The 15,157-nt window shown below is 72.4% G+C and carries 16 protein-coding genes and 1 tRNA gene; 8 read left to right on the forward strand and 9 right to left on the reverse strand.

Annotated elements, in window-relative coordinates; genetic code table 11:
* Positions 1-789 carry an FhaA domain-containing protein gene (locus ACN26Y_RS07245; protein ID WP_155329536.1) on the reverse strand — a complete coding sequence of 263 codons (789 nt, stop codon included), beginning with the start codon at positions 787-789 and terminating at the stop codon, positions 1-3.
* A 222-nt stretch (positions 790-1,011) separates the two neighbouring features.
* Between ACN26Y_RS07245 and ACN26Y_RS07250 the strand changes: the two genes are divergently transcribed.
* The 3 genes from ACN26Y_RS07250 to ACN26Y_RS07260 all read left to right on the forward strand — a co-directional run bounded on the left by ACN26Y_RS07250 (position 1,012) and on the right by ACN26Y_RS07260 (position 3,080).
* Positions 1,012-1,097: transfer RNA gene (locus tag ACN26Y_RS07250), tRNA-Leu, on the forward strand.
* A 106-nt stretch (positions 1,098-1,203) separates the two neighbouring features.
* Entirely contained in the window at positions 1,204-2,277 is a 1,074-nt protein-coding gene (locus ACN26Y_RS07255) for an NAD-dependent epimerase/dehydratase family protein (RefSeq protein ID WP_155329537.1), read from the forward strand.
* Positions 2,274-3,080, forward strand: coding sequence for a WecB/TagA/CpsF family glycosyltransferase (locus ACN26Y_RS07260; protein WP_155329538.1), 807 nt, complete (start codon positions 2,274-2,276; stop codon positions 3,078-3,080). Before ACN26Y_RS07255 ends, ACN26Y_RS07260 begins: the two co-directional genes overlap by 4 nt.
* Before the next feature lie 72 nt (positions 3,081-3,152).
* On the opposite strand, the gene ACN26Y_RS07265 is transcribed toward ACN26Y_RS07260, so the two are convergent.
* Positions 3,153-5,024 (reverse strand): S8 family peptidase, encoded by a 1,872-nt coding sequence (locus ACN26Y_RS07265; RefSeq protein WP_155329539.1) that lies wholly within the window; start codon positions 5,022-5,024, stop codon positions 3,153-3,155.
* A gap of 219 nt (positions 5,025-5,243) precedes the next feature.
* Here ACN26Y_RS07265 and ACN26Y_RS07270 point away from each other — a divergent pair, with 219 nt between their 5' ends.
* Positions 5,244-5,846: a hypothetical protein gene (locus tag ACN26Y_RS07270; protein WP_155329540.1), complete on the forward strand. Its 603-nt coding sequence runs from the start codon at positions 5,244-5,246 to the stop codon at positions 5,844-5,846.
* Here the strand turns inward: ACN26Y_RS07270 and ACN26Y_RS07275 are convergent.
* The 3 genes from ACN26Y_RS07275 to ACN26Y_RS07285 all read right to left on the reverse strand — a co-directional run bounded on the left by ACN26Y_RS07275 (position 5,814) and on the right by ACN26Y_RS07285 (position 7,485).
* Entirely contained in the window at positions 5,814-6,215 is a 402-nt protein-coding gene (locus ACN26Y_RS07275; RefSeq protein WP_155329541.1) for a hypothetical protein, read from the reverse strand. The genes ACN26Y_RS07270 and ACN26Y_RS07275 overlap by 33 nt on opposite strands.
* Positions 6,216-6,412: 197 nt before the next feature.
* Positions 6,413-6,634: a DUF397 domain-containing protein gene (locus ACN26Y_RS07280; RefSeq protein ID WP_155329542.1), complete on the reverse strand. Its 222-nt coding sequence runs from the start codon at positions 6,632-6,634 to the stop codon at positions 6,413-6,415.
* Entirely contained in the window at positions 6,604-7,485 is an 882-nt protein-coding gene (locus tag ACN26Y_RS07285; RefSeq protein ID WP_155329543.1) for a helix-turn-helix domain-containing protein, read from the reverse strand. Before ACN26Y_RS07285 ends, ACN26Y_RS07280 begins: the two co-directional genes overlap by 31 nt.
* 694 nt (positions 7,486-8,179) lie before the next feature.
* Here ACN26Y_RS07285 and ACN26Y_RS07290 point away from each other — a divergent pair.
* The gene (locus tag ACN26Y_RS07290) at positions 8,180-8,467 is read left to right on the forward strand and encodes a hypothetical protein (RefSeq protein WP_155329544.1); all 288 of its coding nucleotides are present in this window, start codon (positions 8,180-8,182) and stop codon (positions 8,465-8,467) included.
* Positions 8,468-8,568: 101 nt separating this feature from the next.
* Positions 8,569-8,985, forward strand: coding sequence for a hypothetical protein (locus ACN26Y_RS07295; RefSeq protein ID WP_196255800.1), 417 nt, complete (start codon positions 8,569-8,571; stop codon positions 8,983-8,985).
* A gap of 11 nt (positions 8,986-8,996) precedes the next feature.
* Here the strand turns inward: ACN26Y_RS07295 and ACN26Y_RS07300 are convergent, their stop codons facing one another.
* Positions 8,997-9,779, reverse strand: a complete 783-nt coding sequence (locus ACN26Y_RS07300; RefSeq protein ID WP_155329546.1) for a PASTA domain-containing protein — start codon at positions 9,777-9,779, stop codon at positions 8,997-8,999.
* 69 nt (positions 9,780-9,848) lie between these two features.
* A complete protein-coding gene (locus ACN26Y_RS07305) occupies positions 9,849-10,496 on the reverse strand; it encodes a PASTA domain-containing protein (protein ID WP_422734507.1) in 648 nt (215 codons plus the stop codon).
* A 139-nt stretch (positions 10,497-10,635) separates the two neighbouring features.
* Between ACN26Y_RS07305 and ACN26Y_RS07310 the strand changes: the two genes are divergently transcribed.
* A complete protein-coding gene (locus ACN26Y_RS07310) occupies positions 10,636-12,129 on the forward strand; it encodes a hypothetical protein (protein WP_230688912.1) in 1,494 nt (497 codons plus the stop codon).
* Positions 12,130-12,212: 83 nt separating this feature from the next.
* Here the strand turns inward: ACN26Y_RS07310 and ACN26Y_RS07315 are convergent, their stop codons facing one another.
* Together ACN26Y_RS07315 and ACN26Y_RS07320 are read right to left on the reverse strand one after the other, a co-directional pair.
* A complete protein-coding gene (locus tag ACN26Y_RS07315; RefSeq protein ID WP_155329547.1) occupies positions 12,213-13,691 on the reverse strand; it encodes a glutamate--cysteine ligase in 1,479 nt (492 codons plus the stop codon).
* 264 nt (positions 13,692-13,955) lie between these two features.
* Complete coding sequence (locus ACN26Y_RS07320; protein ID WP_155329548.1) at positions 13,956-14,537, reverse strand: YceI family protein; 582 nt, start codon at positions 14,535-14,537, stop codon at positions 13,956-13,958.
* 101 nt (positions 14,538-14,638) lie between these two features.
* On the opposite strand from ACN26Y_RS07320, the gene ACN26Y_RS07325 reads away from it, so the two are divergent.
* The gene (locus ACN26Y_RS07325; protein ID WP_155329549.1) at positions 14,639-15,151 is read left to right on the forward strand and encodes a MarR family winged helix-turn-helix transcriptional regulator; all 513 of its coding nucleotides are present in this window, start codon (positions 14,639-14,641) and stop codon (positions 15,149-15,151) included.
* Positions 15,152-15,157: the final 6 nt, after the last annotated feature.

Below are 15,157 nucleotides of genomic sequence, written 5' to 3' on the forward strand. Positions count from 1 at the left end.
TCAGCCGTCCACGCGGAAGGTCAGCGTCGTGGTGCCGAGCTGGATCATGTCACCGGGGTTGAGGGCGACGGCGGAGACCCGCTGGCCGTTGACCATCGTGCCGTTGGTCGAGCCGAGGTCGGTCAGCACGACCTGACCGCCGTCGAAGTCGAGCCGGGCGTGCCGGCGGGAGATGCCGACATCGGGCAGGCGCAGGTTGGCCTGGTCGCCGCGGCCGATGACGGTCGAGCCCATCTGGAGCGGGTAGGTGCGCCCGTCACCGGAGACGAGCCGCACGTTGCGGCCGCCGCCGTGGCCGGGCGGCTGACCGTAGCCGCCGCCCTGGTCGTACGCGGGGTACGCCGGCGGGCCGGCGTCGTAGCCCGGGGCGGGCGCCGGGGCGACCTCGCCGCCGGTGTAGACCTCGGCGGTGACCCGGAACATGCCGGTGTCGAGGCCCTCACCCCGTTCGATCTCGACGATCACGTCGCCGTAGACCGTCCACGCCTGCTCGCCGATGAACTCCGCCTGCGACTGGGCCAGCTCCTGGGCCAGCGCGGCGGCGTACGGCGCCAGACGGCTGTGGTCGTACGGCGAGAGATCGATCACGTAGCGGTTGGGCACCAACGTGCGCCCACCGGCCAGGATCGCCTTGTGCGCCTCGGCCTCCCGCTGCATGGCGTTGAGGATCTCCACGGGGTGGACCACCCCTTTGAAGACCTTGGCAAAGGCCCCTTCGACCAGGCCTTCCAGACGCTTCTCGAAGCGTTGCAGCACGCTCACCGGCTCCTCCTCGGGTCCCGAGGACATGATGGTATCCGGCCGGCGCGCGCGCAGCTCACACGCCGCTCGGCCGGATGGCGGCGGCCCGTTCGGCCGGGCCGATTTCGTCGTGCTACTCTTTCGTCCGCCGCGAACGGTAACCGCCACACAGGGTAACGGTTCGCGGCAACGACCGGGAGCCGCGTAGGATGGCCGGGCCCGCTGGAGACGGTGGGTCGGACGCAGTACAGTGTTCCGGGTCGAAGCCACGGGGAAGTGGCGGAATGGCAGACGCGCACGGTTCAGGTCCGTGTGCCCGAAAGGGCGTGGGGGTTCAACTCCCCCCTTCCCCACCATGAACGAGGGCTCCGCGCTAGCGGGGCCCTCGTGGCGTATCGGGGCATGTCGTACGTCACGCTATGCTCCGATGGTTTCTGCCACCGACGGACGATGGGGTGTCGTGTGAGTGTCGCGTTCGTGACCGGGTCGGGCGGGCTGATCGGCTCCGAGGCGGTCCGGCACTTCGCCGGCCTCGGGCTCGACGTGGTCGGTATCGACAACGACATGCGGCAGTACTTCTTCGGCAAGGATGGTTCGACGTCCTGGAGTCTGGCTCGCCTCACCGCCGACCTGGGCGACGCCTACACCCACTACTCGGTGGACATCCGGGACCGTGCCGGCCTGGAGAAGATCTTCAAGAAGTACGGCTCCGACATCGCGGTCGTGATCCACAGCGCCGCGCAGCCCAGCCACGACTGGGCCGCCAAGGAGCCGTTCACGGACTTCGACGTGAACGCCGGCGGCACCCTCAACGTCCTGGAGAACACCCGCCAGTACGCGATCGACGCGGCCTTCATCCACTGCTCGACCAACAAGGTGTACGGCGATCGTCCGAACAGCCTGCCACTGGTCGAGTTGGAGACCCGGTACGAGCTGCCCACGGACCATCCGTACTACGAGGGCATCCCCGAGGACATGTCGATCGACGAGTCGCTGCACTCGATCTTCGGAGCCTCGAAGGTGGCCGCCGACGTGATGGTCCAGGAGTACGGCCGGTACTTCGACATGAAGACCGCCTGCTTCCGGGGCGGCACCCTGACCGGTCCCGCCCACTCGGCAGCCGAGCTGCACGGCTTCCTGGCCTATCTGATGCGCTGCGTCATGGAGGGCCGGACGTACAACCTCTTCGGCTACAAGGGAAAGATGGTTCGGGACGCCATCCACTCCCGTGACGTGCTGACCGCCTTCGAGGCGTTCTTCCGCGAGCCGCGGTCGGCTCAGGTCTACAACCTGGGTGGTGGCCGGCACTCGAACACCTCGCACATCGAGGCGTTCCGGATCGCCGAGGAGATCGCCGGCCGCGAGGCGCGGATCAACTATGTCGAGAAGGCCCGGACCGGCGACCACCAGTGGTACGTCAGCAGCATGGCCCGGTTCGAGGAGCACTACCCGAACTGGAAGATCAGCTACGACGTGCCGATGATCCTCCGTGAGATCTACGAGGCCAACGTGGACAAGTGGGTGCCCCAGGCATGAGTGGTCGCGGCAAGCGGAACGTCCTCGGCGTCCTGGTCGACGCCACCGACTACGCCGAGGCGACCGAGGCGGTCGTCGCGGCGGCGCACGAGCGCCGGCCGCTGGCACTCACCGCCCTCGCGGTGCACGGCGTGATGACCGGGGTGCTCGACCCCGCGCACAACGCCCGGCTCAATTCGTTCGACCTGGTCACCCCCGACGGGCAGCCGGTGCGCTGGGCGCTCAACCTGCTGCACGGCGCGGGCCTGACCGAGCGGGTCTACGGCCCGACGCTGACCCTGCACGTGCTCCGCCGCTTCGCCGAGGAGGGGCTGCCGGTCTACCTGTACGGGTCCACCGAGGAGACCCTCGCCAGGTTGATCCCGGCGCTGGAGCGGATGTTCCCGGCCCTGAAGATCGCCGGGGTGGAGCCGTCCAAGTTCCGCGCCGTCCAGCCCGGCGAGGACGCCGAGATCGCCGACCGCATCAAGTCCAGCGGGGCCCGGCTCGTCCTGGTCGGGCTTGGCTGCCCCCGCCAGGAGGTCTTCGCGTACGCGATGCGGCCGCTGCTCGACATGCCGCTGATGGCGGTCGGAGCGGCCTTCGACTACCACGCCGGCCTGCTCAAGCAGCCGCCGCCGTGGATGCAGCGGGCCGGCCTCGAATGGTTCTGGCGGCTCGGCCTGGAGCCGAGACGCCTCTGGCGCCGGTACGTGATCCTCAACCCGGTGTACCTCGCCCGGCTGGCCGCGCAGAAGACCGGTGTGTGGAAGGCGGAGCCACCCGCCCCCGCCACCGAGCGCCCCGCCGGTTTCGCGGTCTGACCAGCCGTCCCCGGACGGCACGAGGCCCCTCCCGGTGATCCGGAAGGGGCCTCGGCCCGTGGGAACCAGGTCTCAGAGGGTCAGCGTCCAGGTGTTGATGTAGCCGGTGTCACCGGAGTAGACGTCCCGCACCTGGAGTCGCCAGGTGCCGTTCGCCGCCTCGCTCGACAGGTTCACGGTGTAGGTGGCGTTGACGTTGTCCGTGCCGTCCCAGAAGCTGCTGTTCTTCAGCCGGTAGGACGAGCCGTCCGGGGCGACCAGGTCGATGACCAGGTCACCGCGGTAGGTGTGCACGATGTTCACCGCGACCGTCGACGTCGCCGAGGCGTTCCGGTTGCAGCCCGAGATCGTGATCGTGCTGGCCACCGTCGCGCCGGTGTCCGGGATCGCCACGTCGCTGCCGTTCGTGCCGGAGCAACCGCCGCCGGTGCCGGTGACCGTCAGCGTGTACGTCGCGGTCCGGGTGCCGGAGGCGGCCGTGCCGGTCACGGTCACCGGGTACGTGCCGGCCGGGGTGCTGGCCGAGGTGCTGATGGTCAGCGTCGACGACCCGCCCGAGGTGACCGTCGCCGGATTGAACGTGGCGGTGGCGCCGGACGGCAGGCCGCTGGCCGAGAGGCTCACCGACTGGGCGGAACCGTTGGTGGTGGCGGTGGCCACGGTCGCGGTGACGGAGCCGCCGGGCGCGGTGGAGCCGGAGGTCGGCGACACCGAGACCGAGAAGTCGTTGGGCGGCGGCGGGGTGTCGCCGTTGACCACGTAGAGCAGCCGGTTCGGGGTGCCGGTGCCCGGGTTCGTGACCACGTTCGGGGTGGCGTTGGTGACCAGGTAGTCCCGGACCTGCTGCGGGGTCCACGACGGGTTGGCCGAGAGCACCAGCGCCGCGGCGCCGGCGACGTGCGGCGACGCCATCGAGGTGCCGCTGATCGTGTTCGTCGCGGTGTCGTTGGTGTGCCAGGCGGACGTGATGCTCACGCCCGGCGCCAGGATGTCCACGCAGGTGCCGAAGTTGGAGAAGCTGGCGGCGGCGTCGTTGTTCTGGGTGGCACCGACGGTGATCGCCGGCGCGGCGCGGGCCGGGGAGTAGTTGCAGGCGTTCTGCCGGTTGCCGAGGAAGTCGCCGTTGCCGGCGGCCACCGCGTACGTGATGCCGGAGTTGATCGAGTTGATCACGGCGTTGTCGACGGACGTGTTCGCCCCGCCACCCAGGCTCATGTTGGCGACGGCGGGCTTGACCGCGTTCGCGGTGACCCAGTCGATGCCGGCGACGACCCCGGCGTTGGTGCCGCTGCCCTGGCAGTTGAGCACCTTGACGGCCACCAGTCGGGTCGCCTTGGCGACGCCGTACGCCGTACCGCCGACGGTGCCGGCGACGTGCGTGCCGTGGCCGTTGCAGTCGGTGTTGTTGCTGTCGGCGGTGTTGGTGCCCCAGGTCGCCCGGCCGCCGAAGTCGGAGTGCGTCGTCCGGATGCCGGTGTCGATGACGTACGACGTCACGTTGCCCGCCGTGTTCGGGTACGTGTACGAGCTGTTCAGCGGCAGGTTTCGCTGGTCGATCCGGTCGAGGCCCCAGGACGGGGGGTTCGTCTGGGTACCGGCGATCGACACGGTGTGGTTCTGCTCGACGTACGCCACCGCCGGGTCGGCGGCCATCCGGGCGGCCGCCTGCGCGCTCATCCGCAGCTCGGCACCGCGCAGGGCCGCGCTGTACGTCCGGGCCACGGTGCCGCCGTGCTTGCCGACCAGCCGGTTCAGCGACGACCCGATGGCCGCCCGGCTCACCGCGCTGTCCTTGAAGACGACGATGTAGCTGTCCCGGACGGCGGTGGCGCCGCCGGCGCTGAGGACCGTACCCACCGGCTCGGCGGCGAGAGCCGGTGTCGCGGTGGCCACCATGGCCAGCGCGGCCACCCCGACCAGGACGGACCTGCGTGGGATACCCATCTCCTACCTCCCTCCGAACGGCCGTCGACCGTCCACTCGTTCGTGGCGAGTGAATCGATGACCGCCGATCGAGCTGAGGGTAGAGCGCGATGAACCGCGAACTGAACATGTCGAGTTGTCCATAACACCGGCAGGATGACCCCTACGGGGCCGGGTTACGGGGTCAACGGGGGACCGGCCCGGATTCGCGTGACGCCGGATCGGGCAAGGCTGTGCACCATGGAGAGTCAGCTCGTCGTCCTGCTTCCGCTCGCCGTGGTGTGGTTGGCCGCCGGCTGGCTCGCGGACCGGCTGCCCCGGGCGACGTACGCCCGCGACCTGCGCCGGCAGGCCGGCCGGGTGCTCGCCCTGACCGCGACCGGCCTCGTCCTCACGGCGACCGTGCTGGTCGTCGGCCTCTCCAGCGGCGACTCGTCCCCGGCCGACCGCGCCGCCGCCGGGCTGGGCCTCGCCGCGGTCCCGGCGATCGCGGTCGCGGCCTGCGCCGTCCGCCGCGTCCGCCGCCTGTGGGCGGGCGCCGGTGCCTTCGCGGCGGCGCCGGCCACCCCCGCCCCGCACGGCCTGCGCGCCGCCGCGGCCCATCCGCTGGTCGGGCTCCCGGTGCAGCTCACCGGCCTGGCGATCCTTCCGGCGCTGGCCGCCGCACTCGCTCCCGGCATGCTCACCGGCGACGGCGCGACCGGTCCCGCGATCACCGTCGGCGCGCTCGGCGTCGTCGTGATCGGCGTCCGTCACGCCCTGCGCCACAACCGCCTGGTGGAGCGGGCGACGCCCCCGGCCCGGCCCGGGTCAGCGCGACCGGCCGGAGCCCTGCACGTATAGCAGTTCGAGGATGGCCCGGGTCGCCTCGAACCAGCGGTCCAGCCAGCCCGGCGGGGGCACGCTGCCCTTCGGCGGCAACTCCATCAGCAGGCCACGCAGCAGCGGGTGGTCGACGAGCGACTCGTGGGATTCCGGCCGCCAGCCGCCGGGCGGGTAGGACGGCTCGGTCAGCGGGTTCGGGTCCAGCGAGGGCAGGGTGAGCGGCGGGCCGGCGGGCTCCGGAGCGGGCGCCTCCCGCTCACCGACCTCGGCGTCCGACGACACGACCTCGGTCAGCACGGTGTCCCGGCGCGCCCCCCGGTACTTGCCCCCGAACCGCTCCGGCTTGCCCGGTCCGTTGGTGAGGTTCTCTGACCCGATCGTCGTCATCCGTCTCGCCTGCCTCGCTCGGTCGCCGATCCGTGCGGCGGTTGTCGACCAACGCCGTACCGACCGGTTCAACGAGACGGGACCGATGTGGCGACGGGGACACGCGCGGTCGTGCGCGGCGCCGCCCACCGGCGGTGGGTCAGGGCATGCCGATGTCCCCGTCCGGTCCGGTCCGGACGGGGACACAGGGTCGTCGGTCAGTCCCGGTGGAAGCCGCCGCCCCGGGCGCCGGTGACGAAGGAACGCCACCCACCCGGGCTGAAGATCAGGGCCGGACCCGACTTGTCCTTCGAGTCCCGCACGCCGACCGCCCCCGTCACGTACGCCACCTCCACGCAGTTGTCGCAGTTCGGCCCGCTCTTCGAGCTCTTGAACCAGGTGGCCTGCGTCAGGTCCACGGGGCACTCCTTGGTCGCCATTTCCACAGCGGCTCCTCTGCCAGTTTCGCGATGTGTGCGATGGACTCCTCCGGACGAATGGCCGCCGCGCGGATGTGATCGAAGATGAAGCTGTACTTCTGTAGTTCGTCACTCTTCTCGAGGAAGAGCCCACCCGTGGCGTTCTCCGCGTACACGACATCCGGATCACCGGGCTCGGGGAAGCTCAGGATCGTGAAGGTGCCGTCCATGCCGGCGTGCGCCCCCACCTCGAAAGGCAGGATCTGCAACGTCACGTTCGGCAGTTCGGCCACTTCCACCAGCCGTTTGAGCTGGTCACGCATCACTGCGTCCCCGCCAACCGGCCGGCTCACCACCGCCTCATCGAGCACCACCCACAGATCGACCGGATCATCCTGAGTCAGCAACGACTGTCGACCCAGCCGGACACGGACACGTTGTGCGACCTGTTCCGGCGTGAAGTCGGGTCGGGCGGCGCGGATCATCGCGCTCGCGTACTCCTCGGTCTCCAGCAGCCCGGGCACGACCTGCTGCTCGTACGCCCGGATGGAGCTGGCGGCCGCCTCCAGCCCGACGTACGCCCCGACCAGCACCGTGCTGTACGGATGCCACCAGCCCTTCTGCCGGGCCTCCCGGGCGATCTGCACCAGCTCGTCGCTCTCGGCGCCCACCACGCCGTAGATCCGGAGCATGTCCCGGACGTCACGCGGCGTCGCCGTGGTGTGGCCCGTCTCGATGCGCGAGACCTTGGACGCCGAGCATTCGAGCTGCTCCGCGACCGCCTCGATGGTGATGCCCGCCGCCTCGCGCTGCCGGCGCAGCTCCGCGCCGAGCCGTCGGCGACGGATTGTCGGGCTCCGCCGCTCAGTCACGGCACCACCCCGCGCTCACGCCACGACCTGGGACCGCGGGGCGGCGACCCGGCTCACTCCTCGCACTCACGGCGACACCTCGGTTGCTGGTCGGACCGCCGGCTGCTGGCCAACCCCGTCCCCCTTCACCTCGACACACCGCCCACCCGTGTCGTCGCGCCGGCAGGAGCGCCGAAGGACGGGCGTTCGCGGCGGGGTGGGGTGGTGCCGGTCGTCGACCGGCCGCGACGGGCGAAACCGGTCCTCAGTGTGCCGTCCGAATGCGAACGGCTTCAAGCGTTGCATTGCGCGAGCCGCTCGCGTATCGGCAAAAGTCGACGTGCAACTTGCATGTCGCACGCCGCTGATGCACTCTGTCCGTATGGCACGGGTCACTCACCGTCTCCGTCCGATCCCCCGCCGTGGTGAGATCACCACCAGTGGGACGCGAGGCGGTGGGCGCACCCGCGCCACGGCAACCAGACCTGCCCCGGGATGAGGACCCCACCGCTGCACGCCCGAAGGCTGCGGCGGCGGGAGCGAGACCCGGAGCAGCCGGGTGTTGGTCGGGTGGCGGCGCGCCACCAGCGGGTACGGCCCGACCACCACCAGCACCACCGGTTCCCCGAGGGCACGACCCCGAGGCCGGACCAGAGACGTCCCCCGATCAAGCTCCCGCCGGCCCGTCCGCCGGCCTTCCCTCCCAGGAGCCCATGTGCTTCCCCGCTCCGGTGACGTACTGCACGTGACTCGCGCGGCGAGTGTCCAGTTCCTCCGGCCCATCACCTTCCGGGTGATCCGGGTCCTCGACTGGCCGACCTACGACGGTTGGCTCTGGCTCGAAGGCTACGAGTTGAACGCATCGGGGGACGCGGTCAGCCGGCGATCGATCTTCGTCCAGCGGGACGGCCTGCACCAGGTCCAGGCCGCTCCCCAGCACCGGCCGCACACCGTTCGGACGGTGCGCCGGCCGGTCACCCGTACCCCCGTCCGGGTGGGCTGACCTCCCGCGATCCGCCGCCGGAGGGCGTGCCGCGGCCATAGAATCAGCGGTACGCCCACCCCGGCGGCTCCACCCCGCGCGACCAGGACCCCGAACCTGGGATGGCCATGGTCAATCAGCCCGCCGTGCGGCGGCACCGCTCCCGTATCGCCTACGCCTTCGGACTCCTGGCGCTCGTCGGCGCCGCAACCACCCTCGTGGTCGTGGTACGCGACCCCGCCCTCTCCTCCACCCGACTGACCACGCCGGTCCCCGCCCCGGAGATCACCGTGGTCGAGGAGGAGCCGGTCCACGGATTCGGGGGCGACCCGGATCCCGACGCCCCCGTCGGGGATCTCGGCGTACCCACCGAGGTTCCGCCGGCCGACGCCGGGCCGGCCGCCGGCGGGGGTGGCGCCCAGGCGGCGTCGCACTCACCGGACGACGTCCGGCGCTCCCTGTTCTGGTCCGGGATCTTCGGACTGGCCATCTCGCTCGCCGGGCTGGGCCTGGTCGGCACGAGACGCCGGATGTGGTGAGCGGCGTCCGCTCAGGCGGTGGGCGTCGGCTCCGGGCTCGGCGTGGCGGTGGTCGGTGACGGCTCGGGTCGGGACACCACCAGGGTGACCTCCTCGTCCTCCCCCACCAGGTCGCCCGCGTCCGGCTCGGTGTCCAGCACCGTCCCGGCGGGCCGGTCGGACGTCCGGTACTCGATGCGGTAATCCACCCCGGCGCGGTCGAGGATGGCGCGGGCGGTCGCCAGCGGCAGGTTGACCACCGGCGGCATGCGCACCTCACCCGCCTCGGTCGGCGACGGCGACGGGGAGGCGGTCGTCGGCGCGGCCGAGGTCGTCGGCGCGGCCGTCGTGGGAGAGGCCCGGGTCACCGACACCGAGGGCGAGGGCTCGGGACCGATCGGCTCGTCGTCGTCGGCGGCCAGGGCGAACCACAGGCCGGCGCCGAGCGCGCCGAGCAGGAGCAGGACGAGCACGCCCCACAGGATCGGCAGCCACCAGCGGCGGCCCCCCTGGTCCTCGGCGTACCACTCGGTGGTCTCCCGGTACTCGGTGGGCCGCGGCGGTGGTACCCCGGCCCGCCCCGACCACGCCGCCGGGCCACGCGCCTCCGGCGGTATCGGCGCGGTGCGGTCCATCGGCGTGCTGCGGTCGGCGGGCATCGGCCGGGTCTCGTCGCCGGACGCCCCCAGCGGTCGCCGGTCCTCCGGTCGCGGCAACCGCTGGGTACGGTCGGCGGGCTCGCCACCGGTCGGGGGCAGCGGCCGGGTCCGGTCGTCGTGCTCTCCGGCGGGTGGCTCCTGACGATCGTCGCTCATCGCACGTCCTCCGCTCGCGGCCTGACGTCAACCTAGCTGGACGGAGGGGAATCGGCCGGGATCAGCGCGTCACGGGTTCGGCGACGGCGTGCCGTCGGCGGGATCACCGCACCACAGGGCGACCGGGTCGCCCCACGGAGCCTGGCTGTCGCCGGGCGGCTCCTGCTTGCGCACCGGGCCACTGCGGCGCAGCGTGTACACGACGCGGAACCCCTCCCCGGCGAGCTCCTCGGCCGCCTCGGCGCAGTCGTCCTCCACCACGTCGGGCACCCGTACGACCGGCGGCGGGCCGCTCACGTACAGGGTGATCGTCCGCCCCGGGCTGACCGCCGTGCCGGCCTTGGGGTAGGTGCGCTCCACGGCCCGCCCGCTGCCACCCTGGAAGACGAGGCGCCACCGCAGCCCCCGCTCCTCGAGGTCGTCCCGTGCGTCGTCGAAGTCGCGGCCGACCAGGTTCGGCACGGTCGGCCCGGTGGCCGCCGGACGCGACGGGGTGGACCGCGGCGGCGTGGACCGTGACGACGTGGCCGTGACCGGGCGGGTGGTCGGCGTGGCGCTCGCACCCGCCGTCGACGTGGCCCGCCGGTCGTCCTCGCCGGCCAGGATCCAGCCGGTCGTCGCGCCGAGCGCGGCGAGCAGCACGGTCGCCAACCCACCGCCGAGCACCAGTGTCACCCGGTCGTGCCCCGTGCTGGGCTTCGTGTTGCCGTCCGTCATCCCCCACCGCTCCCCGGGTCCGCCGGAAACCTGCGGCCTCTCGGTCATCGGCGACCGTACCCGGCCCGACCATCCGCGCAGCGTGACGGTCGACCGTCACCACTCGCCGCGCCGACCACGGGACGTTACGCTCCCCCGCATGGCCAGGGGCTGGGGAGGATCGATCACGACCGCGCTCGGCGTCGCGGCCGGTGCGGGTGCCGCGCAGCTGGGCTTCGGCTACGGGCTCGGCATCATCAACTGGGCTCCGCCGCCCGACGGGGCGGCCGCCGCGACAGCCTGGACGGCCAGTCTGATCTGGGCAACCTGGATCGCCGCCACGTCCACGGTGCTCGGCGCGGTCTGCGCGCAGCGCCTGCGGGCGCGCGGTCCGGCCGAGCCCGACAGCGCTGCCGGGGACTCCCGGGCCGCCTCCTCCGACGCCGCGAGCGGCTCGTCGACCGGCGGCGCGGACAGCGCGGCCGGTGCCGCGGCGGCGGGTTCGTCCGCCACCGGCACCGTCCCGACCGCCGGTCCCGGCACCACCGGCACGGCGGACGTCCGTGCCGGGCGGGAAGCGGACGGCGGGACGCTGGGCTGGATCGCGCTGGCCGTGGCCGCCGGGGCCGGCGCGCTGATCACCGTGCTGCTGGTGGCCGTACCGGCGCGGGTCGCCGTGGTACCGGACATCTCGGCGCCCCGCGACGTCGCCGCCGTCTACGCCGCGCTGGGCGTGCTGGTCGGAGTCGCGATCGCCGGGTGGGCGCTGCACTCGCGGGCCGCCGCCGGCAACGTGATCGCCACCGTCGGTTGGCTCTGGCTGCTCGCCGTGGTGGCCGTGGTCGACGGCGTCCTCGCCGGACGCGGGCTCACCAGCGCCCAGCTCGGCATCTGGCAGTTGAGCGCGGGCGGCGACGGGCTCTGGATCCGCGACTGGTTCTACTGGCCGGGCGCGCTGCTGTCGCTCGGCTCCGCGCTCCTCATCGGCATCCTGGCCGCGCGCCGCGCGGGGCGGGACCCCGACCGCCGGGTCGGCACGACCACCTCCGGTGCGGCCGGCCCGCTGCTCGTCGCGGTCGCCTACCTGCTCGCCGTCCCGGGGTTGACCGCCATCGGCCCGGAGCAGGTGTCGGCGCACCTCATCGCCCCGTACGCCGTCATCGTCGGCCTCGGCGGCTCGGCCCTGGTCGCCACGCTCGGGCAGCGAGCCGGTCGTCGCGCCGCCGTACGCGTGCCCCGGCAGCGCACCGCGTCCGGGTTCGGCGGGGGGCCGGACGAGGCCGCCGGGGGGCCGGCGTCCGACGGCACCGGAGTGGCTGGCGGTGCCGAGGCGGTCGGCGCGACGCGGGGCCGGGACATGGCCGGCTCATCGGGCGGCGGGGCGGCGGGCGGCACGGGCGGGGACGCGGAGGCGGCACCGGGCGGGTCGATGTCGGCCGGTGATGCCACGGGCGGCACCGGGCGCGGCCGGACCACAGCCGCCCGAGCGACCGGGAAGAAGGCGACCGTCACCGACCGGCTGCCCACCCAGCGAGCCGAGGCCGAGCAGGTTTCCGCCGCGATGTCCGACGCGACCGACGGTGCCGGGACAGCGGACGAGACGTCGGCTCGACCGGCTGGCCGCCGTGCCCGGCCTCCCCGCCGCGACCACTGACCACCGGCGTCGGCCTTGCCAAGATCACGCCCGCAGCCGCCAGCGCCCGCCAGCGCCCGCCCGCGGCCGCCTGCGGCCCGGTGCTAGCCGACCGGCCAGGTGTGGACGGGTTCGTTGCTGCGCTGGAGGTCGGCGTACCGCTGCACCATGTGGTGCAGGGCGGCGTCCCGGCCCATGTTGCGGTGCCGCTCGGCCGCCCACACCGTCTCCGTCTGCCAGACCGCGCCGTTGCGGCCGGTCCGGCAGCGCTGCTCGATGACCCCGAGCAGGCGGTCCCGTTCGGCGGGGGCGACACCGAACCGGTCCAGCCCGGTCGCCGCCGTCGGCAGCAGGACGTCGAGGACGAGCTTCGTCACCGGCACCTCGCCGAGCCGGGGCCAGTACAGGACGGCGTCCATGCCCCGGCGGGCGGCCGCGTGGAAGTTCTCCTCCGCCGAGCTGAACGTGAGCTGGCTCCAGATCGGCCGGTCCGCCTCCGCCAGCCCGCGCGCGAGGCCGAAGTAGAAGGCGGCGTTGGCCAGCATGTCGACCACGGTCGGGCCGGCCGGCAGCACCCGGTTCTCCACCCGCAGGTGCGGGCGGCCGTCCATGATGTCGTACACCGGCCGGTTCCAGCGGTAGACGGTCCCGTTGTGCAGGCGCAGTTCGCCGAGCTGCGGCACGCCCCCGGCGTGCAGGATCTCCACCGGGTCCTCGTCCTCGCAGATCGGCAGCAGCGGCGGGAAGTAGCGGACGTTCTCCTCGAACAGGTCGAAGATCGAGGTGATCCACCGCTCGCCGAACCACACCCGGGGCCGTACGCCCTGGGCCTTGAGCTCGTCCGGCCGGGTGTCGGTGGCCTGCTGGAACAGCGCGATCCGAGTCTCCGCCCAGAGCTGCCGCCCGTACAGGTACGGGGAGTTCGCCCCGATCGCCACCTGCGCGGCGGCGATCGCCTGGGAGGCGTTCCAGTAGTCGGCAAAGCTGTCCGGCGCGACCTGGAGGTGGAACTGGAGGCTGGTGCAGGCGGCCTCGGGGGCGATCGAGTCGGTGTGCGTCTGGAGCCGCTCGACGCCCCGGATGTCGAGTTCGATGTCCTCGCCACGCGCCCCGACGATCTGGTCGTTGAGCACCCGGTAGCGCTCGTTGGTGGAGAGGTTGTCGGCGACGAGGTGGCGCTCGGTGAGCGTGGGCAGGATGCCGACCAGGACGATCCTCGCGTCCGACTTGGCGGCCCGCTCGTCAGCGCGGGTGAGACTGCTCCGCAGGTCGTGCTCGTAGTCGCCGAACCCGGTGCCCTCGATGAGCCGGGGCAGCGCGTTCAGCTCCAGGTTGAACTGCCCCAGCTCGGTCTGGAATAGCGGGTCGGCGATGTCGGCGAGGATCTGGTCGTTGCGCATCGCCGGCTCGGCGGCGGAGTCGACCAGGTTGAGCTCGATCTCCAGGCCGGTCATCGGCCGGTCGGCGTCGAACCCGAAGTCGTCCAGCATCAGCGCGAAGACGTCCAGGCAGCGACGTACCTTCTGCCGGTAGCGGACCCGGTCCTCCCGGGAGAAGGCGCCCTGCTCGACGTCCCTGCCCATGTGTCCTCCCGGCGCCGGCGCGACGGAACGATGTTGTTCCGCAGCGCATTGTGAACCATCCACGGTAAGAGCGCCCACGGCGGCGGGCCAGAGGCTGAGCCGGCGCTCGGTGCGCCGGGGCTGGCGGCCGTACGTGCTCCTGGGGGATCCCTACCCTGGTTGGGCGGCTGAGCATCGCCGCGAGCCACGAACATGTCGTGACAAATCGCACCGACGCGAAAGGCCCGCGCCGTGGCGCGGGCCTTTCGGGTACGTCCGGAGCGGTCAGGCCTGGCGGACGCCCTCACCCTCGATCTCGATCTTGATCTTCTTGCCGACCAGCACGCCGCCGGTCTCCAGGGCGACGTTCCAGGTCAGGCCGAAGTCCTCGCGGTCGATCTCGGTGCTCGCCGAGAAGCCGAAGATGTCCTGGCCGAACGGGCTGCGGCCGACGCCCTCGAACTCGACCGCCAGGTCGACCGGGCGGGTCACGCCCCGGATGGTCAGCTCGCCGGAGAGGACGAACTCGTTTCCGCGACGGGACTTCACGCCGGTGCTGCGGAACTCCACCGTCGGGTACTGCTCGACGTCCAGGAACTCCGGGCTGCGCAGGTGCGCGTCGCGGTCGGCCTGGGCGGTGTCGATGCTGGCCGCCTGGATCGTGGCGGTGACCGAGGACTGCATCGGGTCCTCCGCGACGGTGATGGTCGCGGTGGCGTCGGTGAACTCACCGCGTACCTTGCTCACCATCATGTGCCGGGCGACGAAGCCGACGCGCTTGTGGGCGACGTCCAGCAGGTAGGTGCCGGCGGCGGGGATGGTGAGGCCCTCCCAGTCGCGGGTAACCGATTCGGTGCTGCTGGTCATGAGTGCTTCCCTCCGGGGAAATCGTTGAGTAGGCCAACGGCTGTCTCAGCAACTATAGCGGCGACAATATTCCGTGTGTCAAGGACTGCTAGGATGGCCGAGTGAACCAGAGCGTGTTCGACGATCCCCGGATCACCGCTGTAGGCCTGCTCGTCGAGGCGCACGCCGGGCTGTCGGCCCGGTTCGCCGCGCAGTTCGACGAGCACGGCCTGTCACCGGTCGAGTTCGAGGTGCTCACCCGCCTCGCCCGCTCCCCGGGCAACCAGTTGCGGATGACCGACCTCGCCGCCCAGACCTCCCTGTCCACGAGCGGGGTCACCCGCGTGGTCGACCGGATGGAACGGGACGGGCTGCTCACCCGGCGCGCCTGCCCGTCCGACCGCCGCAGCTCGTACGCGGTGGTCACGACCACCGGCCTGAAGCGGCTGGACGAGGTGCTCCCGGGCCACCTGCGCATCATCGAGGAGTGGTTCACCGGGCAACTCGAGCCCGAGGCGCTCAACGCGCTCCTCGACGGCCTGCGCCGCGTGCGGGACGCCGTCCACCCGGGCGCCACGGCCGGCAGCACCGACCCGCTCCCGACCGGACACACGGCGCCCGCCGGCCGGTGCTGACCGGCT

The organism is Micromonospora sp. WMMD558 (assembly GCF_049315255.1).
Lineage (GTDB): Bacteria > Actinomycetota > Actinomycetes > Mycobacteriales > Micromonosporaceae > Micromonospora.

Bases quoted from the DNA above. Each gene is read 5' to 3' on its own strand.
- ACN26Y_RS07245 (WP_155329536.1), bottom strand. From the start codon at position 789: ATGTCCTCGGGACCCGAGGAGGAGCCGGTGAGCGTGCTGCAACGCTTC.
- ACN26Y_RS07260 (WP_155329538.1), top strand. From the start codon at position 2,274: ATGAGTGGTCGCGGCAAGCGGAACGTCCTCGGCGTCCTGGTCGACGCC.
- ACN26Y_RS07265 (WP_155329539.1), bottom strand. From the start codon at position 5,024: ATGGGTATCCCACGCAGGTCCGTCCTGGTCGGGGTGGCCGCGCTGGCC.
- ACN26Y_RS07270 (WP_155329540.1), top strand. From the start codon at position 5,244: ATGGAGAGTCAGCTCGTCGTCCTGCTTCCGCTCGCCGTGGTGTGGTTG.
- ACN26Y_RS07275 (WP_155329541.1), bottom strand. From the start codon at position 6,215: ATGACGACGATCGGGTCAGAGAACCTCACCAACGGACCGGGCAAGCCG.
- ACN26Y_RS07280 (WP_155329542.1), bottom strand. From the start codon at position 6,634: ATGGCGACCAAGGAGTGCCCCGTGGACCTGACGCAGGCCACCTGGTTC.
- ACN26Y_RS07295 (WP_196255800.1), top strand. From the start codon at position 8,569: ATGGCCATGGTCAATCAGCCCGCCGTGCGGCGGCACCGCTCCCGTATC.
- ACN26Y_RS07300 (WP_155329546.1), bottom strand. From the start codon at position 9,779: ATGAGCGACGATCGTCAGGAGCCACCCGCCGGAGAGCACGACGACCGG.
- ACN26Y_RS07305 (WP_422734507.1), bottom strand. From the start codon at position 10,496: ATGACGGACGGCAACACGAAGCCCAGCACGGGGCACGACCGGGTGACA.
- ACN26Y_RS07310 (WP_230688912.1), top strand. From the start codon at position 10,636: ATGGCCAGGGGCTGGGGAGGATCGATCACGACCGCGCTCGGCGTCGCG.
- ACN26Y_RS07315 (WP_155329547.1), bottom strand. From the start codon at position 13,691: ATGGGCAGGGACGTCGAGCAGGGCGCCTTCTCCCGGGAGGACCGGGTC.
- ACN26Y_RS07320 (WP_155329548.1), bottom strand. From the start codon at position 14,537: ATGACCAGCAGCACCGAATCGGTTACCCGCGACTGGGAGGGCCTCACC.